The organism is Micromonospora sp. NPDC048040, from assembly GCF_055587185.1.
Window position 1 is genome coordinate 1 of the sequence record NZ_JBVJGT010000020.1, and the last position, 17,637, is coordinate 17,637.

Annotated in this window: 15 protein-coding genes and 1 pseudogene; 8 read left to right on the plus strand and 8 right to left on the minus strand. The window is 73.8% G+C overall.

Annotation, left to right across the window (positions count from 1 at the left end):
* Nucleotides 1-12 precede the first annotated feature (12 nt).
* The gene (locus ACZ6O2_RS19875; RefSeq protein ID WP_466023911.1) at nt 13-132 is read left to right on the plus strand and encodes a zinc ribbon domain-containing protein; all 120 of its coding nucleotides are present in this window, start codon (nt 13-15) and stop codon (nt 130-132) included.
* A 119-nt stretch (nt 133-251) separates the two neighbouring features.
* Here the strand turns inward: ACZ6O2_RS19875 and ACZ6O2_RS19880 are convergent.
* Nucleotides 252-509, minus strand: a pseudogene (locus ACZ6O2_RS19880) (DUF4185 domain-containing protein); the annotation flags it as partial.
* Nucleotides 510-936: 427 nt separating this feature from the next.
* On the opposite strand from ACZ6O2_RS19880, the gene ACZ6O2_RS19885 reads away from it, so the two are divergent.
* Nucleotides 937-2,421, plus strand: a complete 1,485-nt coding sequence (locus tag ACZ6O2_RS19885) for a peptidoglycan DD-metalloendopeptidase family protein (protein ID WP_466023912.1) — start codon at nt 937-939, stop codon at nt 2,419-2,421.
* Between the two features lie 42 nt (nt 2,422-2,463).
* On the opposite strand, the gene ACZ6O2_RS19890 is transcribed toward ACZ6O2_RS19885, so the two are convergent.
* The 3 genes from ACZ6O2_RS19890 to ACZ6O2_RS19900 all read right to left on the minus strand — a co-directional run bounded on the left by ACZ6O2_RS19890 (nt 2,464) and on the right by ACZ6O2_RS19900 (nt 4,552).
* Nucleotides 2,464-2,751 carry a DUF1905 domain-containing protein gene (locus ACZ6O2_RS19890; protein WP_466023852.1) on the minus strand — a complete coding sequence of 96 codons (288 nt, stop codon included), beginning with the start codon at nt 2,749-2,751 and terminating at the stop codon, nt 2,464-2,466.
* A gap of 107 nt (nt 2,752-2,858) precedes the next feature.
* The gene (locus ACZ6O2_RS19895) at nt 2,859-4,040 is read right to left on the minus strand and encodes a hypothetical protein (RefSeq protein WP_350708192.1); all 1,182 of its coding nucleotides are present in this window, start codon (nt 4,038-4,040) and stop codon (nt 2,859-2,861) included.
* Nucleotides 4,037-4,552, minus strand: a complete 516-nt coding sequence (locus ACZ6O2_RS19900) for a SigE family RNA polymerase sigma factor (RefSeq protein ID WP_350708194.1) — start codon at nt 4,550-4,552, stop codon at nt 4,037-4,039. Before ACZ6O2_RS19900 ends, ACZ6O2_RS19895 begins: the two co-directional genes overlap by 4 nt.
* A gap of 191 nt (nt 4,553-4,743) precedes the next feature.
* Between ACZ6O2_RS19900 and ACZ6O2_RS19905 the strand changes: the two genes are divergently transcribed.
* Nucleotides 4,744-5,601 carry an ATP-grasp domain-containing protein gene (locus ACZ6O2_RS19905; RefSeq protein WP_466023853.1) on the plus strand — a complete coding sequence of 286 codons (858 nt, stop codon included), beginning with the start codon at nt 4,744-4,746 and terminating at the stop codon, nt 5,599-5,601.
* A gap of 32 nt (nt 5,602-5,633) precedes the next feature.
* On the opposite strand, the gene ACZ6O2_RS19910 is transcribed toward ACZ6O2_RS19905, so the two are convergent.
* Together ACZ6O2_RS19910 and ACZ6O2_RS19915 are read right to left on the minus strand one after the other, a co-directional pair.
* Nucleotides 5,634-6,728, minus strand: a complete 1,095-nt coding sequence (locus tag ACZ6O2_RS19910) for a DNA glycosylase AlkZ-like family protein (RefSeq protein ID WP_466023854.1) — start codon at nt 6,726-6,728, stop codon at nt 5,634-5,636.
* Nucleotides 6,729-6,809: 81 nt separating this feature from the next.
* On the minus strand, nt 6,810-8,678 hold the full coding sequence (locus tag ACZ6O2_RS19915) for a transketolase (protein ID WP_466023913.1): 1,869 nt from the start codon (nt 8,676-8,678) through the stop codon (nt 6,810-6,812).
* Nucleotides 8,679-8,926: 248 nt separating this feature from the next.
* Between ACZ6O2_RS19915 and ACZ6O2_RS19920 the strand changes: the two genes are divergently transcribed.
* The 5 genes from ACZ6O2_RS19920 (at nt 8,927) to ACZ6O2_RS19940 (ending at nt 15,662) form a co-directional block, all read left to right on the plus strand.
* On the plus strand, nt 8,927-9,802 hold the full coding sequence (locus ACZ6O2_RS19920; RefSeq protein ID WP_350708200.1) for an SPFH domain-containing protein: 876 nt from the start codon (nt 8,927-8,929) through the stop codon (nt 9,800-9,802).
* A 306-nt stretch (nt 9,803-10,108) separates the two neighbouring features.
* The gene (locus ACZ6O2_RS19925) at nt 10,109-11,743 is read left to right on the plus strand and encodes a serine/threonine-protein kinase (protein ID WP_466023855.1); all 1,635 of its coding nucleotides are present in this window, start codon (nt 10,109-10,111) and stop codon (nt 11,741-11,743) included.
* Nucleotides 11,744-11,787: 44 nt separating this feature from the next.
* Nucleotides 11,788-12,957 (plus strand): hypothetical protein, encoded by a 1,170-nt coding sequence (locus ACZ6O2_RS19930; RefSeq protein ID WP_466023856.1) that lies wholly within the window; start codon nt 11,788-11,790, stop codon nt 12,955-12,957.
* A 141-nt stretch (nt 12,958-13,098) separates the two neighbouring features.
* The gene (locus tag ACZ6O2_RS19935) at nt 13,099-14,064 is read left to right on the plus strand and encodes a mechanosensitive ion channel family protein (RefSeq protein WP_466023857.1); all 966 of its coding nucleotides are present in this window, start codon (nt 13,099-13,101) and stop codon (nt 14,062-14,064) included.
* Nucleotides 14,065-14,264: 200 nt separating this feature from the next.
* On the plus strand, nt 14,265-15,662 hold the full coding sequence (locus ACZ6O2_RS19940; protein WP_466023858.1) for an MFS transporter: 1,398 nt from the start codon (nt 14,265-14,267) through the stop codon (nt 15,660-15,662).
* A 120-nt stretch (nt 15,663-15,782) separates the two neighbouring features.
* Here the strand turns inward: ACZ6O2_RS19940 and ACZ6O2_RS19945 are convergent, their stop codons facing one another.
* Together ACZ6O2_RS19945 and ACZ6O2_RS19950 are read right to left on the minus strand one after the other, a co-directional pair.
* Nucleotides 15,783-16,511: a hypothetical protein gene (locus tag ACZ6O2_RS19945; RefSeq protein ID WP_466023859.1), complete on the minus strand. Its 729-nt coding sequence runs from the start codon at nt 16,509-16,511 to the stop codon at nt 15,783-15,785.
* 223 nt (nt 16,512-16,734) lie between these two features.
* Nucleotides 16,735-17,496: a FadR/GntR family transcriptional regulator gene (locus tag ACZ6O2_RS19950; RefSeq protein WP_350708211.1), complete on the minus strand. Its 762-nt coding sequence runs from the start codon at nt 17,494-17,496 to the stop codon at nt 16,735-16,737.
* Between the last annotated feature and the right edge of the window lie 141 nt (nt 17,497-17,637).

A 17,637-nucleotide genomic window follows, 5' to 3' on the forward strand; every position in this document is an offset into this window, starting at 1 on the left:
ACGTGCGGGCGGATCAACACCACCCTCGCCCTCAACGTGCGCACCTGGACCTGCCCCGGCTGTGGGGTGGAGCACGACCGGGACATCAACGCCGCTAGAAACATCCTCGCCGCCGGGCAGGCGGAGAGGTAAAACGCCTGCGGAGCTGATGTAAGACCTCAAGGGAAAATCCTCCTGGCAAGGCAATCGGCGATGAAACAGGAAACCTCACGGGCGACCGTGAGAATCCCTGCCCTTCAGGGCCGGGAGGATGTCAAGTACGAGATGAGCTGGCGGCCCGTCTCGGGGAAAGTGATGCCGTCGTTGGGGATGACGGTCACCTCCCAGAGGCCGTCGATACCGACACCGTTGTGGCCGTTGTGCATCAGCTCGGGAGCCCGCCCGTTGCCGGCGACCCGGGCGGCGCTGTCGAAGACGATCCCACCGCTCGCCCCGGGGTGGACGTAGGAGCGCAGCATCACCGGTGAACGCCAGTCGTTGGGCAGCGGCGGGCCCTCCGGCCACGGCGACCTTTCCGAGCAGTGAGCGGCGGTTGATCGTCATGACCGTCCTTGTCGCGAGCGTGCGGCGGGCAGGGCGGAGAACTGCGGCGCCGGAGCGGACGCCAGTCCGATCAAGCGACTCTTATCGATGCAAGGCTGGAAGTTACGGCCACCGTCCGGCGGAGTCAAGCGCGCTCCACCGCCGAAGGATGTTTGCGGGGCGCTAGTGACACCCTGCCGGAAACTTTCGTCAACCCATTGACAGGCGTCACCGCACTTCTCCAGACTCGCGGCCATCGGAGCCCCGATCGCCCGCTCTCCGAGCACCGTCCCGACCGACCGGCGGGCCGGCGCGACCGCAGATCGCGCAGCCCGTCCCCGCAGCCACCACCACCGCAGCGAGGAGCCGTCCGTGCGTACCGTAGGCATCGTCCGCCGACTGGGCGTGGCGCTCGTGGCCGCCGTGGTGACGTGGGCGGCGCTGGCCGTGGCGGCCGGCGCGCCCGCCGGCGCCGCCGCGCCCACCTTCAAGGCCCCGTTCCCGTGCGGGCAACGGTGGACCTACAGCCACCACAGCAGCGAGGTCCGCCAGGCGCTGGACTTCGTCCGGGCCGACGGCGGGGTCACCAGCGGCACCCCCGTGCTCGCCTCGGCAGCCGGCACCGCCTACCGCTACTCGCAGCCCGGCGGCGCGGGCAACTACATCGCCATCGAGCACGGCGGCGGATGGAAGACCTACTACTTCCACCTCGCCGCCTACGCGGTGGCCAACGGCGCGACAGTCGCCCAGGGCCAGCAGATCGGGCTGACCGGCAACACCGGCAACTCCTCCGGCGCGCACATCCACTACGAGCAGCTGTACAACGGCGTCGGGCAGATCATCGTCATCAACGGCATCTCCCTCGCGCCGTATCCGGGCTCCTACCACCAGCGGTACCTCACCAGCGACAACTGCGGTCGCCCTGCCGAGCCCGTCGCCGGTCGGGCGTTCGGTTTCGGCGACGGGCAGCACGTCGTGGCGGTGGGTGCGGCGGGGACGTTGGCGAACCTGTCCTGGTCGCCGGGTGCGGGGTTGGTGCGGGCGGACTGGGGCGGGGGCCCGCTGACGGGTAAGGCGGTCGGGTATTCGCACGCCAGTCAGCAGCACGTGTTCGCGCGGGGGAGCGACAACACGTTGCGACACTGGTGGTTCGGGCCGGGCATGGCCTCTCCTGGCCTGGACGACTGGAACACGGTCGGGCGGGTGATGTCGAATCCGACCGGCTTCGCGTACGGCAGTCAGCAGCACGTGTTCTACCGCAATCCGGAGGGGAACCTGGAGCACCGTTTCTACGACCTGAACACGGGTCAGATCGCCGTCGGTGTCTGGCCCGGCGGTGAGTTCGTCGGCAATCCGTACGCCTTCGTGCACCGGGACCAGCAGCACATCTTCGCCCGCACCGCCTCGGGTGGCCTCATCCACTGGTACTGGTGGCCGGGCATCAACCCCGCTACGGACAACTGGGGTGTCACCTCGGGTGTGGCGTCAGATCCGACGGGGTTCTCCTACGGCGGCAACCAGCACCACGTGTTCTTCCGTAACGGCGACGGCAGGTTGCAGCACCGGTTCTTCGACGATCCGTCCGGCACGCTCAACGGTGGTGTGTGGCCGGGTGGTGGGTTCGTCGGGAATCCGCACGCGTTCGTGCACCGGGATCAGCAGCACATCTTCGCCCGTACGGCTTCGGGGGACCTGGTCCACTGGTACTGGTGGCCGGGCATCAACCCGGGCGTCGACGACTGGGGTGCTCGTGGCGTGGTGACCGACGACCCGGCGGGCCTGTCGACTCCGAACCAGCATCACGTGTTCTACCGGACAACGAACGGCACCCTCGAACACCGCTTCATCGACGACACCACCGGCCGACTCACCACCGACAACTGGGGCGGAGCGCTGTAGGAAACCGACCCGGATGCCTCCGGCCCGACCCGGTCACCCTGGTCAGACGTCGACGACCAGGCGCACCGTGACGATGTCTCCGACCGTGATCCCCTCGGCCTCGCGCACCCCGGCCTTGACCGGCACGAGGTAACGCCCGTCCTTGGGAAACAGCGACGTCCGCCACCCGGTGCCCCCGATCCGGGCCGTCACCGGGATCATGCCCCAGCCGTAGCTCACGGACGCGCAGGTCCCGTCCAGCTCGCGGGAGTCGTCTTCCGGCACGGTGACGAAGTGCCAGGGCGCGGGGCCCCTCCAGAAGAACAGCTCGCCGCTGAACTCCACGTCCATCGACTCAGCATAGGACCGCGAACTCTCGCGGCGGCCGGGCCGAGGCTGCCGTCGACGGTCGTCGCGACGGCAGCCTCGGCCCGGCCGCGCCTACCGGGGTCGGAGTGTCACCGGCAGCGCCACACCACCGGGACAGCCCGGGGACCGCCGACCGACCCGCCACCCGCGATGAGGCGACCGTCCCGGCTGATCGCCACGGCGTTGTTGGACGAGCTCGTGTCGTGGTCGTGCAGGTCCGGCAGCGTCACCATGCCCTGGTGGCTGGCGAGCAGTCCCTGCCCCTCCCGGTTGCCGACGAGCCAACCGTCGGCGCTGACGCTGCGACCGCCGATCCTCATCTCGGGGAAGGTCTGGACCTCGCCGGTGCGCAGGTTCCACCGCGTCGGGACGTCACCGCGCGGCCCTTCCGCGGTGCCGGCCACCCAGTCCTCGGAGATCGCCATCGCGCGCGTGGCGACGGCCCTCTCGCCGTCAACGACCGGTGGCGGCAGTTCCCGCAGCGTGCCGTCGGGCAACCAGGCGTACGCCTGGAACAGAGTCGTGCGCTGGCGGTTGAGCGTGCCGACGATCGTGCCGTCGGTGGAGATGTCTCTGGCCTCGCCCTCCCAGTCGCCGTCCGGCATCGGCAGCACCGTCGGTTGGTCCGTCGGGGTTCGCCAGACCAGGGGCTGTCCGAGTATGTTCGCGCCGACCACGACCCCGCTGTCGTTGATCGCGTTCGCCCGGATGGACGGCTGCCCGGGCAGGTGCGTCACGGTGCCGTCGCGGTAGATCCACGCTTGTTCATTGAGGACGCCGCTGACGCCGACCGCTACGCCGCGGGAGTTGATGTCGGTGGGCAGTTGCTGGTCGCCCGGCACGGGGATCACCTGAAGGCGGCCGTTGTCCCAGATCAACATGTCGAGGCCGGTGCCGCCGCGTCCGGGGTTCGTCCGGCCCACGATGTAGCGCCCGGTCGGATCCATGCCGATCACCATGTTCATGATGCTGCGGTCCGGCACCGGTAGCCGCTCGACCGGGCAGGTCGTGGGCAGGCTGCGTGGCGGCTCCGACGCGGCCGGCGCCGGCGGGGTCGGACGCCGTACGGCGGCGGTCACGGCGGGTGCGGCCACGACCGCCAGCGCGGTGACCGTTGCCGCCGCGGACACCCGGATCCGCGTGGTCCGTCGTCGGGCCGCTCGGCGTCCCGCCTGCACGATCTCCTCGGCGGAGAACCGAGGCCCCGGCGCGATCGAGTTGGCCCGCCGCTCGAGTGCGTCGGCGAGTCCCCGGTCCGGTCGGTCGTTCATGGCGTCACCGCCCCCTTCTCCGCATCCTGTTCCTCTAGTTGCCGCCGTAGCGCGGCGAGGCCCCGTGACGCGTGGCTCTTCACCGTGCCCCGCGAGATGTCCAGCACCTCGGCGATCTCCGCCTCGGCCATGCCCTCGTAGTAGCGCAGCACCAGCACGGCCCGCTGCTTCGGCGGCAGCGTCAGCAGGCGCTGCCACATCGCGTCGTGCTCCAGTCGCGCGTCCGTCTCGTCCACACCGCCGCGGTCCGGCACCGTGTCGACCGGTCGCTCCCGGTACGCCCGGCTCCGCCACCACGACGTCGCGGTGGTGACCAGCGCCCGCCGCACGTACCCCTCGACGGCGGCGGGGTCCCGGATGCGCGACCACCTGACGTACGTCTTGACGAGCACCGTCTGCAGCAGGTCCTCGGCCCTGTCGCGGTCGCCGACCAGCAGGTACGCGCTGCGCAGCAACGCCGCCGAACGCGCGGCGACAAACCCCCGGAACGCGTCCTCGGCAACCTCGTCCATCGAACCTCCACACCGCCCTATCCGACTGCTCGGACTAAGGACGCAGTCGCTCGCCGATCGGTTGTCCTCGGGTGCGGCCCCGCGGAGCCCGACGACCGTCGGTGCCGGTCCGCCGGTGCGAGTCGCGCCGGCCACCACCGCCGGCAGGAACGCGGTCGCGTCGTACCGGCCGATCGGGCAGCATCCACCGGGTGCTGTTGATCGTTCCCGGGGACCCGCTGCGACCGCGTCGGCCGGATGACCACTTCGCGCCGGAAGCACACGCTGCCCGGGACCTCGGCGTCTCGGTCGCCGTCGTCGACCATGACGCGTTGGCCCGTGGCGACGACGTGCCGCGGGCGGTGTCCCGGGTGACGGCGGAGGGCGACGCGGTCTACCGCGGCTGGATGCTGCGCAGCGAGCGGTACGCGGCCTTCGCCGCGGCGCTGGCCGGCCGTGGCGTCACGCTGCGGACGAACGGCGAGCAGTACCGGCGCGCCCACGAACTGCCCGGTTGGTATCCCGACCTGGCCGACCTCACGCCGCGTACGACGTGGACGGTCGGGACGCGGCGCGCCGACTTCGACCGGGCGCGCCGCGACCTCGGCGGCGGGCCGGCGGTGCTGCGCGACTTCGCCAAGTCCATGAAGCACCACTGGCACGAGGCGGCGCTCATCCCGGACCTCGGGGACGGTGACGCCGCCTGGGCGGTCGCGAGCCGGTTCCTCGACCTGCGCGGGGACGACGTCGTCGGTGGCTTCGTGCTGCGCCGGTTCGAGCGGTTCGTCACCGCCGAGGTCCGCACGTGGTGGGTCGATGGCGGCTGCGTCCTGGTCGGCGCGCACCCGGACAGTCCGCACGACACCCCGCCGGAGAACGTCGACCCACGTCTGTTGGGCCCGTCGATCGCGGCGCTGCGGCTGCCCTTCGTGACCGTCGACCTGGCCCTGCGCGCCGACGGGGTGTGGCGGATCGTCGAACTCGGCGACGGGCAGGTCAGCGACCGGCCGGTGACCATCGCACCGGAGGCACTCGTCGGCGCCCTGTTCGCCGGGCCGGCCGTGGCCTGACCGCGGAGGCACGCCGCGGGGCGGTGCCCTGATCAGCCGGTCCGGTCGGCGCCTGCCGCCATCGTCGCGGTCAGGCGCAGCCAGGACGCGAGGTCCCGCACCTCGGCCCGTACCGCCTCCGTCATCGCCCCGGTGAAGGGGACATCCCTGTGGACGGCGTGCACCAGGAAGGTCCCGCTCCTGCGGTCCGCCGTGGCGTCCACCTTCCCGACGAGCCGGTCGTCGTGCAGGATCGGCAACGCGAAGTAGCCCCACCGGCGCCTGGCCTTCGGCTTGTACATCTCCAGCACGTACTCGAAGTCGAAGAGTTCCGCGAGCCGCACCCGGTCGTGCACGAGGCGGTCGAACGGCGACAGCAACGCCGTACGCCCGGTGAAGGGCCGCCCGACGGCGGCGGGGTCCACCCGCCAGGTTCCCGGCAGGCCCTCGACGGTCGCGGGCTCGCCGACGCCGCTCGCGTCGCCGCCCGACAGGGCCGTCGCGCGCACGATGCCGAGCGACCGCAGGAGCCGTTCGTCGCGGATCCGGCGCGCCTCGTCGAGCGGGACGACGGGGGTGCCGGCGGGGTAGACCCGCTCGGCCAGGTCCCACAGGCGCTGCCGCCCGCGGCGGCCGGCGATCGCGACCTCGCCGCGCATCACCAGGAACTCCAGCATCTGGGTCACGTTGCGGTTGTTGGTCCACCCGGTCGACGGCCACGCCACCACGCTGGTGTCCGGGATGTCGCGGGACAGCAACGGCCCGGCGGCGCCGAGCAGGTCCAGGACGTCGCGACGGAACCGGTCGTTGCGCCGCAGCCATTCCCGCTGCCGCTCGCCGGCGGGCAGGGTCGCCATGACCGCGAGGTAGAGGCGGAGGTCGTCCATCGGCCGCACCATCGCCTGGTGCTCGAAGAGCGTCCGGTCCCGTTCCAGGGCCTGCTGAAGGTGGGCCGGTTCGTACGACGACCCGAGGCGACTCCAGGCGACCAGGTCCGCGTTCGGCGCGACGGCGGCCGTCGGGTCGATCTGCAGGAGCGTCAGGTGGCGCACCACCGTCATCAGGTCGGCGGGCCGCGGAGTGTCCAGGAGCTGGGCGCGGACGGCGATCCGCCGCGCCTCCGTGCGATCGAGTCGGTGCACGCTCATGTCGCGACAGCGTAGGTGACGGCGAGGGCCCTCGTCGCCGCCCGTGCGACCGGTGCGTCGGTCTACCCGCTGCTCGCCCGCTCAGTCTCCGGACAGCGTGGCGCGCGACGCCGCGACGATCGCCTCCACCCCGATCCCCGCCTGGTCCATGAGCTGGCTCGACGTCCCGGAGGTAGGCAGGCCCCGGACGGCCAGGTGCGTCACCCGCACCGGCTCGGCGAGGTCGGCCAGCGACTCCAGCACGGCCGAGCCGAGGCCACCCTCCGGGTAGTGGTCCTCCACCACCACCAGCCGGCCGCCGGTGACCCGGACGGCGTCCAGCAACCGCTGCCGGTCCAGCGGCTTCACCGAGTACAGGTCGATCACCCGGGCCGCGACGCCCTCGCCCGCCAGCCGGTCTGCGGCGGCGAGGCAGTTGTGCACCGTCACCCCGGCCCCGACCAGCGCGACCCGGTCGTCGTCGCCGCCGCGCAGCAGCTTGCTGCCGCCCACCGGGAAGGCCTCGTCGTTGCCGTACAGGACGGGGTACGCGCCCCGGGTCGTCCGCAGGTAGGTGATACCCCCGCAGTCGACCATCTCCCGCACCAGGGCCGCGCAGGACACGGCGTCGCTGGGGTAGAGAACGGTCGACCCGTGGACGGCGCGCATCGCCGCCAGGTCCTCCAGCCCCATCTGCGAGGGGCCGTCCGCCCCCACCTCCACCCCCGCGTGCGAGCCGGACAGGCCGATGTCGGCCCCGGAGATGCCGGCCATCCGGATGAAGTCGTAGGCGCGGGAGAAGAAGGCCGCGAAGGTCGAGGCGAAGGGACGGTACCCGCGTACCTGCAACCCGACCGCCGCGGCGACCAGCTGCTGTTCGGCGATGAACATCTCGAAGAACCGGTCGGGATACTCCCCGGCGAACCGGTCGGCGCGCGTCGAGTCGCTGACCTCGCCGTCCAGCGCGACCACGTCCGGCCGGGCCCCCAACGCGCGCAGCGCGTCGCCGTACGCGTTGCGGGTGGCGACCTTCGCCCCCCGGTCGTACCGGGGCATCTCCGGTGGCGCGCCGGCGGGAGCGGCGGGCGGCGGAGCGGCCTCGGGGCGTGGGCCGGCGACGCGGATCTGGCGTACGCCGCCGAGCGCGTCGACGGCGCGGTCGGCCAGGTCGGGCTTGAACGGCTTGCCGTGCCAGCCCGGCTTGTTCTCGACCTCGGGCACGCCCTTGCCCTTCACGGTCCGGGCGAGCACCACGGTCGGGCCCGTCGCCTGCCGGGCACCGCCCAGCGCCTCGTCGATGGCGGCGAGGTCGTGGCCGTCGACGACGACCGCACGGCAGCCGAACGCCTCGACCCGCCGCCGGTAGGTGTCCAGGTCCCATTCCAACTCGGTCGGCCCCCGCTGCCCGAACCGGTTCACGTCCACGATCGCCGTCAGGTTGCCGAGCCCGTAGTGGCTCGCCTTGTCCAGCGCCTCCCAGATGGAGCCCTCGGCCGTCTCGCTGTCCCCGCACAACACCCAGACGTGGTAGGGCAGCCGGTCGAGGTACCGGCCGGCCAGCGCGATCCCGACACCGACGGGCAGCCCCTGGCCGAGCGCGCCCGTGGCCACGTCGACCCAGGGCAGCGCCGGCGTCGGGTGCCCCTGCAGGCGCGAGCCGAACTGGCGGTAGGTCTGCACCAACTCCTCGTCGCTGATCACCCCGACCGCCTTGAAGACCGCGTACAGCAGCGGCGAGGCGTGGCCCTTGGAGAAGATCAGGTGGTCGTTGGCGCGACCGCCCGGATCCGACCAGTCGTAGCTCAGGTGCCGGGTGATCAGCACGGCGAGCAGGTCCGCGGCGGACAGGCTGGAGGTCGGGTGACCGGACCCGGCCCGGGTGCTGCACCGGATCGCGTCCACCCGCAACTGCGCGGCGAGCTCGCCCAGCTCGGTGATCTCGTCGGCGCGGAGAGTGCGCTCTGCTTCCATCGTCACCGGCATCGCCTCCAGCGATCGGCCTTCCTCGGCCCGGTGCTGCCGGACCGCCCGGCCCACGGCCGGGCAGCCCCCGCCGGCCTGCTCCCCGTACCGTAGCCAGGAAATCGGCCCGGCGTCCGGCAACCACCGATCTGCCCCGAGGGGCGTCGGCGGCCGACCGGACGGCTGCCGGGGAGGCAGGACTATCCGGCGACGCAGCGGGAAAGGGGCCCCGGGGAGCCGAACGGATCGGGGGTGCCGTGGAAGCCGTCTTGATCGGCGCGGTGATCGTGATCGTGGTCCTCGCGCTCGTCGGCGCCCTGAGCGTCCGGCTTGTGCAGCAGTACCAGCGCGGCATCGTCTTCCGCTTCGGCCGCGTGCTGCAACCGGTCCGCGAGCCCGGCCTGCGCCTCATCGTCCCGATCGCCGACCGGATGGTCCGCGTCAGCATGCAGACGACCGTGATCGGCGTGCCCCCGCAGGGCGCCATCACCCGGGACAACGTCACCCTCACCGTCGACGCGGTCGTCTACTACCGGGTCGTCGACCCGGTGAAGGCGCTGGTCAACGTCCGCGACTACCCCGCGGCCGTGCTTCAGGTGGCGCAGACCGCACTGCGGTCGGTGATCGGCAAGGCCGACCTGGACACCCTGCTCGGCGACCGGGAGCGAATCAACACCGAGCTGAAGGCCGTCATCGACGCGCCGACCGAGAAGCCGTGGGGGCTGCTCATCGAGCGGGTCGAGGTCAAGGACGTCGCGCTGCCCGAGGGGATGAAGCGGTCGATGTCCCGCCAGGCCGAGGCGGAACGCGAGCGCCGCGCCCGGGTGATCGCCGCCGACGGCGAGTACCAGGCGTCCCGCCGGCTCGCCGACGCGTCCCGGGCGATGGCGGCCACCCCCGGGGCGTACCAGCTCCGGCTGCTGCAGACCGTCGTGGACGTTGCGGCGGAGAAGAACAGCACCCTGGTGATGCCGTTCCCGGTCGAGCTGCTGCGCTTCTTCGACAAGTTCACCCACGCCGCCGCGCCCACGCGCGAAGCCGAGCCGCCGGCGGCGCAGCCCCCCGCGGCGGAGCGTGCCGCACCGGCACCCACCGCCGCGCCCGGCGACGGCCGCCGCCGACCCTCGGCCTGACCCCTCGTCGGCGCGCGTGCCGACCTTGGCGCGCCGCCGCCTCCGTCGCCGGTTCGTCCGGGTACGACCACCGCCCGCACGCCGGCCGAGCCGACGGCTGGCGGCCCGCCCGGCGAGGACGCTTGCCAGAGGGTGCTACGAGTAGCGGGTGTCCGTTACCGACCATGCCGCCACCCCGCCGCGCCGCGCGGGACGTCCGGAGCCCGGAAGCAGCCGTTGCGCCGATGGATCCACCGCCCGGCGCGACCACAATGGCCACCGAGGCAGCCACGGCGGCTGTCCGTTCCAGGGCGGGGAGGTGAGCGCGTGACCGGCTGGCAGGTCTCGGGCTACCGCCCGGTTCGGCAGCTCGGCGCCGGCGCGTCCGGCCGGGTGGATCTCGCCGTGCACGACGCGACCGGGACCCCCGTCGCCATCAAGTACCTCACCGGCGGCATCGGTGACGACCCCTCGTTCCGCACCGCGTTCCGGGACGAGGCCCGGCTGCTGGCCGAGATCGACGACCCGCACGTCTCCCGGCTCTACGAGTACGTCGAGTCGCCCGCCGGCGCGGCGATCGTCATGGAACTGGTCAACGGCGTATCGCTGCGGCAGATGCTGCGCGCGCACGGCCCCACCACCCCGGAGTCGGCGCTGTGCGTCCTCAAGGGATCGCTCGCCGGGCTCGGCGCCGCGCACGCCAGGGGCGTGGTACACCGCGACTACAAGCCGGAGAACGTGCTGGTCACCGCCGAGGGCACCAGCAAGCTGGCCGACTTCGGCATCGCGATGCCGGCCGGGGAGACCTCCGGGGTCAGCGTCACCGGCACCCCCCGCTACATGGCCCCCGAGCAGTGGACGGGCGCCCCGGCCAGCCCGGCCTGCGACATCTACGCGGCCACCGCCACCTTCTACGAGTGCCTCACCGGTCGGCCGCCCTACGACGGGCGGGACCTGTACACCCTGCACCAGCAGCACGCCCGGGCGCCGATCCCCACCGACCCGGCTCCCGAGCCGGTGCACGACCTGCTGCGGCACGGCATGGCCAAGCAGCCGGCCGAGCGACCGCAACCCGCGCAGGTCTTCCTCGCCGTGCTGGAACAGGTGGCGGCCGGCGCGTACGGAGCGGAGTGGGAGGAGCGCGGCCTGCGCGAGCTGGCCCGCCGGGCGGCCCTGCTCGCCGCCCTCTTCCCGTTCCCCGACGGCACCGGCGGGGCCACCAGCCTGGCCAGCACCGCGCTGGGCGAAGGCACCGGCCGGTGGACCTGGCTGCGCGCGGGCCGGGCCCGCGCGGCGCTGGTCGGCGGCGGGTTGGTCGCCGCGCTGCTGGTCGGCGGGGCCGGGCTGAGCTACGCCAGCCGCGACGAGACGGTGCCGGCGGCGGCTGCCCCGCAGGCGACCGCGGGCCCGACCGCCGAGGCCCCCGCCCCGGCCGCCGCGCCGCCCACGCCGGCGGCGGCGGCGACCCCCGTCCCCGCGACCACCGCCACGCCCACCGCGCCGACCGCGACGACGGCCGCCCCGGCGCCAACCGACACGAGCGCGTCGTCCCCGTCCGCCTCCGCCTCGCCGACCGCGTCGGCCAGCACCAGCCCGCCACCGCCGGCGGACACCGTCGCGCCCACCGTCGGGCAGGTCGCGGCAAGCCCGACCGAGCTCGACCCCAAGGGCTGTCCGTACGGGCCCACGTCCAGCACCGTCTCGGCCGTCGTCTCCGACGACCGTACGACGGCCGGGAGACTGCGGGTCAGCTTCCGGTACACCCTGGACGGCCGCACCACGGAGGTGCCCATGACGGCCGACCGTCGTGGAGTGTTCCGTGGCGTCCTGCGCGACCTGCCCCGACCGGGCGACAGGACCCAGATCCCGGTCCGGGTCGTCGCGGTCGACGAGGCCGGCAACGCCTCGCCCGAGAGCTCGCCGGTCCACGTGACGCTCCACCCGTTCTGCACCCCGGGCTGATCGGTGACCCGGATGTCGACCACGATGACGGAGGGCGGGCCGCCGTGACCCAGCCGAACGACCAGACCGAGGCGCTGCCCACCCACCGGCTACCCGTAGACGACGCGGCGACCGCCCGGCTCGACGGCCTGCCGCACCCGACCGGCCCCACCGCACACCCCGCCCCCGACGAACCCACCGCGCACGTGAGTGCCGGCGGGCCGACGGCGTACCTGGCCTCTGGTGAGCCGACGGCGTACCTGGGCTCCGGCGAGCCGACGACGTATCTGGGCTCCGGCGAGCCGACGACGTATCTGGGCTCCGGCGAGCCGACCGGGCCCCTGCCCGGCGGCGCGCCGACGATACGGCACCCGGCCGCCGGAGACGGCACGGCGCACCTGGCCCAGGGGGAAGCGACGGCGCACCTGAACCCTGGGGGCGCCACCGGGCACCTCGGCGGGGGAGAACCGACGGCGCACCTCGCGCCGGGGTGGCGGGTCGCCCCGCCCGCCGGCCCTGTGCCTGCCCCGCCCGGCGGTCCCGTGCCGTCCCCGCGCGTGGACCCCGGCCGGCTGCCGGTCGATCCGGGTGGGCGGTCCGGGCCGTGGACGACGGCGCAGCCGAGCGGGCAGGAGCCGACGGGCCCGGTGACCGCGGTCGGGACGGGGCGTACCACCGGGGCCGGGCCGGGGACGGTCTTCGGCGGCCGTACGGCAGCGTCGCCCGCGCCCGCGGGCGGGGAGGTGCGGTTCGGGCCGGGCGTGCCGGCCACCCCGCCGGCCGCGCCTGCCTGGCCCGTGCCGACGCCCCCGCGCCGGCGGCGGTCGGCGTGGCGGACCGTCACCTCGGTGCTCTCCACCGTGCTCACCGTCGCGCTGCTCGTCGTCGTCGGCCTCTATCTCTGGCAGCGGATCAGCCCGCTGGAGGTCACCGGGGTCACGGTGGCGGTGCCGCGGCCGGCCGGCGACCGGTGCGACGTCACCGTCGACGTGGTGGCCACCGTGTCGACCAACGGCCGGGCAGGGGAGATCCGCTACCAGTGGCTGCGCAGTGGCAGCGCCCCCGGCAGCATGCTGACCGAGCGGGTCGGCCGCGGCCAGCGCACCGTCGAGTTGACGCTGCGCTGGACCTTCAGCGGCGTGGGCACCACGACCGAGACCGCCACGGTCAACATCACCTCGCCGTCCCCGGTACAGGCCCAGGCCCCGGTCGCCTACGACTGCCGACGCCGCTGATCCTCCCGGCCGAGCGGGCGCGCGCCGCCCGCCGGCACCGTCACGTCGACGCGCCGCCGCCCGGCGCCGACCGGTGTTTCCCCGGCCGGCGCCGAGGGTAGGTCGGGCGCGACGAGACGGACACCCGTGTGGAGGATTCCCATGAGAGACGACTTCGGCGACGCGGTGGGGGACGCCCTCCGCTCAGTGCTGCTGTTCCTGCCCAAGGCCGTGGCCTTCGTGGCGATCCTGCTGGTCGGCTGGCTGATCGCCAAGGCCGTACTCAAGATAGTCGACAAGGTGCTGGAGCGGGTGGGCTTCGACCGCGCGGTGGAGCGCGGCGGGATCCGCCGGGCCCTGGCCCGGTCCCGGTACGACGCCAGCGACATCGTCGCCAAGCTCGCCTACTACGGCGTGCTGCTGGTGACCCTCCAGCTCGCGTTCGGCATCTGGGGCCCGAACCCCGTCTCGGACCTGATCGCCGGCGTGATCGCCTGGCTGCCCCGTGCCTTCGTCGCGATCGTCATCGTCGTGGTCGCCGCCGCGATCGGCAACGCCGTCAAGGACATCATCAGCGGCGCCCTGGGCGGGCTGTCGTACGGCCGCATCCTGGCCACCATCGCCTCGGTGTTCATCCTCGGCCTCGGCGTCATCGCCGCCCTCAACCAGATCGGCGTGGCCACCGCCGTGACCACCCCGGTGCTGGTCGCCGTGCTCGCCACCGTCGGTGGCATCCTCGTCGTCGGGGTCGGCGGCGGTCTGGTCCGTCCGATGCAGAGCCGCTGGGAGTCCTGGCTGACCCGCGCCGAGCAGGAGTCGCACCTGATCGCCACGCACGCCCGCGCCTACCAGGCCGGCCGCCGCGACACCGAGACCCACCTGACCGGCCCGGCCGCCGACGCCGAGGCCACCCAGGTCGTCCGCGCCGGTGAACCCGCCGGCCCGGCCGTGGACGCCGCCGCCACCCAGGTCGTGCCGCGCCCCGCCGGCCCGGCCACGCCCCACGCCGACCCGGACGCCACCCAGGTCACCTCGACCGGCGCCACGGCCCCGGCACGGCCGACCGGCCAGGACGCCGAGGCCACCATGGTCATCCCGCCGATGAGTCAGGAGAAGTTCCGCCGCTGAACGCGCCGCCGCGTTCCGGGGTGGGATCCGCGCGGGTCCCACCCCGACGCGTGTCGCGGTAAGTCATGGCCGTCACGGTCGCCGCCGTCTACCATCGCCGGCATGACGTGGCGATGTTGATGCACCGCTGACGGTCGCCCCCGTGGGCCGCCGCGGACGCCGTACGTCCGGTGTCCGCTTCGTCTCCACGGGAAGGCCTCATGACTGTCCACACTGTGCGCGTGCCCGATCCGCGTGTCCGCCGGCTGGCGGCCATCCTCTACGGGTACGCGTTCCTCGGTGAACTCGTTCTGCTCTATCCGCTGTACGCGCTGCTGTTCAGCGACACCGGCCTGTCGGTCTGGCAGATCTCCTCGCTGTTCGTGATCTGGTCGGCCAGCGGCATCCTGCTGGAGGTGCCCTCCGGCGCCTTCGCCGACGCGGTCTCCCGGCGGCTGCTGCTCGCCCTCGCCCCGCTCGTCACCGCCGCCGGCTTCGCGCTCTGGGTGCTCGTCCCCTCGTACCCGGCCTTCGCCGTCGGGTTCGTGCTGTGGGGTGCCGGCGGTGCGCTCGCCTCGGGTGCGCTGGAGGCGCTGGTCTTCAGCGAACTCGACCGGCTCGACGCCGCCGGCCGGTACGCCCGCGTCATCGGCCGGGCCCGGACGGCCGAGACGCTCGGCGTGCTCGCCTCGATCGTCCTGGCCGGCCCGGTGTTCGCCGTCGGCGGCTACCCGGCGGTGGGCGTGGCCAGCGTGCTCGCCTGCCTGCTCGCTGCCACCGTCGCCACCCGCTTCCCCGAACACCGGCGACGCGCCGCCCCGGTGGCCGCCGCCGTCCCCGCCGCCGGCGCCTCCGGGCCGGTAGCGGCCCCCGACACCGCCGGACCGGTATCGGCAGCCACCGCCGCCCGGCCGGTATCGGCAGCCGCCGCCCAGGAGCGGACCGGCCGGGCCGCCGAGGCGGGACGGGACGCGGACGACGAGGACGGCGACGACGACCTCGGCTGGTGGGCGAGCCTGCGCGCCGGGCTCGCCGAGGCGCACGCCGACCGGGCCGTCCGCGCGGCGGTGCTGCTGGTCGCGGCGGTCGCGGCGGTCTGGGGGGCCCTCGAGGAGTACACGCCGCTGCTGGCGCGGGACACCGGCGTCGCCGAGGCGACCGTGCCGCTGCTGCTCCTGCTCATCTGGGCCGGGGTGAGCGTCGGCGGCCTGCTCGCCCCGGCGGGGGAGCGGCTGACCACCCGCGGGTACGCCGGGCTGCTGGCGGTGTCGGGCGTGGCCCTGGCCGCCGGGGCGCTGCTCGCCCGGCCCGTCGGGTTCGTGCTGGTCGCGGCCGCGTTCTGCGGCTTCCAACTCGCCACCGTGCTCGCCGACGCCCGCTTGCAGGCCCGGATCATCGGCAGCAGCCGGGCGACGGTCACCTCGCTCGCCGGGATGGCCACCGACGTGACGATCATCGCCGTCTACGGCGGGTACGGGCTGCTCGCCACCGGGGCCGGAAACGGGGTCGCCTTCGCGGTGGCCGCCGTGCCGTACCTGGTCGTCGCGCTGCTCCTGGTGACGCGCGGCCGGCGGGCCCGAGGCGGGCCGGGTCGGGTGGCCGCCGGTCGCGCCGGCTGACGGAGGGCCCGGCGGCGGTCGGCGTGACCGCCGCCGGGCCGGCCCGCCGTCAGCCGTCGAAGTGCCGGTCCGACCGCTGCTGGCCGGATCGGAGGGGTCGTGCCGGCGACGGGCGCGTGCTCATCGGCCCGCGCCTTCCAGGAGGTGCTTGAGCGCGGCCAGCCGGTCCCGCCAGTACGCCTTCAGCTCGGCCGCCTGTTGCGCCCCGGTCAGTTTCTCGTGCTGGACGGACACCCGGGACTTCGTCTCGCCCACGGCGGCGAAGCCCACCACGAGCCGGGTCGACCCGTCGCCCCAGTCGGCGCGGAACGTCCGGGGCGCGGTGGCGGTGCGGACCCGGACCTCCGCGTCGGGCAGCCACCGGCGGCGCAGCGCGTCGTCGGCGAAGGCGTCGAAGAGCCGCCGCACCGGGACGGCCACCGTGCGGCTGCCGGTGGCAAGGAAGCCGCCCCCGCGCCGCTGCCCGGGGGCGCGCAGGCCGCGCGTCTGTTCGTACCCGACGGTGAGGGTCTGCGCCCACCAGCCCGGCACCTCGTGCGTGGTGACCAGCCAACGGGCGATCTCGGTGTGCGTACGCCCGGTGGCGTCCCAGGCGTCGAGCAGGGCGAACCACTCGTCCCAGCCGCGGCCGGTGCGCTCCCGCAGGAGCGCGTCGGAGATCCGCTCCGTCTGCACCGCAGTGCCCGACGACGTCGCGCCCGGCGCGGGCTCCGTCGGCTCGGGCGGCGCGGCTGCGGGCTCGGCGGCGGTCGACCGGGCGACGAGTTGCCGGCGGGCGGTCGTGTAGCTCTCGCCGGTCTTGTCCATCCGGGCCCGGACCCGGGTCTTGAACGACCTGTCACGCGTCATCACATGCTCCCTCGTCGACGGCGCGGGTCGCAGGGACTCACGCTCCCGTCGACCGCGCCGGATCAGGGCATGTGGCACGGCATCCCGAGAACGCGAGGCTCCCTTTGCCTCCGCGACGCCGGTGGCGTGAGCACCGGTAAGGAGGTGAGGCGCGGGACGGCGCCGCCACCAGCATACGCCGGGCGAAGGGGCGGCGGGAGTGGGGCGGGGTCGGGGGCAGTGGTCAGGGGCCGGCGGTCTCGCCGGTCTGCTCCCAGATCGAACTCATCTCGTCGAAGGCCTGCTCCATGAGCTGCACCATGGCCTGCCGGGCGCGCTCGCCGTCGCGCCGCTGGATCGCCTGGGCCACCTCCGCGTGCAGTTGAAGGGCCTGCTCGTGCGGGTGGTGAGGCATGAGGTGGTGCTGGTGCCGGCCGGTGAGCACCTCGGCGACCAGCTCCTGCAGCCGGACGAACATCTCGTTTCCGGAGGCGACCAGCACCCGCCGGTGGAACTCGATGTCGAGCCGCAGGAAGCGCTCCTCGTCGCCGGCCTTGCCGGCGGCCCACATCTTCGCCGCGAGCCCGACGAGGTCGCTCGCCTCGTCGTGACCGACCCGGCTGGCCGCGAGCAGGGCGGCGTGCGGCTCGACGGCGGTGCGCAGCTCGGTGATCGAGCGGAGCTGGGTGATGCGGCCGGACGAGGCGAGCCGCCAGCGGATCACCTGCGGGTCGAAGACGTTCCAGGCGTCCGTCGGGCGGATCATGACGCCGACCCGTCGGCGCGTCTCGATGAACCCGATCGAGGCGAGCACCCGCAGGACCTCGCGGACGACCGAGCGGGACACGGCGTACCGCTCGACCAGCTCGTCGATGTTGAGGACGGCCCCGGCGGCCAGCTCGCCACCGCAGATGGCCGTGCCGAGGTGGTCGAGGACGCGTGCGTGCAGCCCGGCCTCGACAGGGGCGATCGGGGCGACTGCGACCCCTGGGGAGGACGGTTTCACACGGCGGATCATATCAGTTGGGTCTACCTCTTGAATAAATCTGCTTTTTCGGCCTAGCATCCCGACGTTAAGCGGATGTAAACAGGGAGGTGGCGGCCCCACCTCGGGCCAGGCCACGGCCACGGCATAAGGAGTGATGGA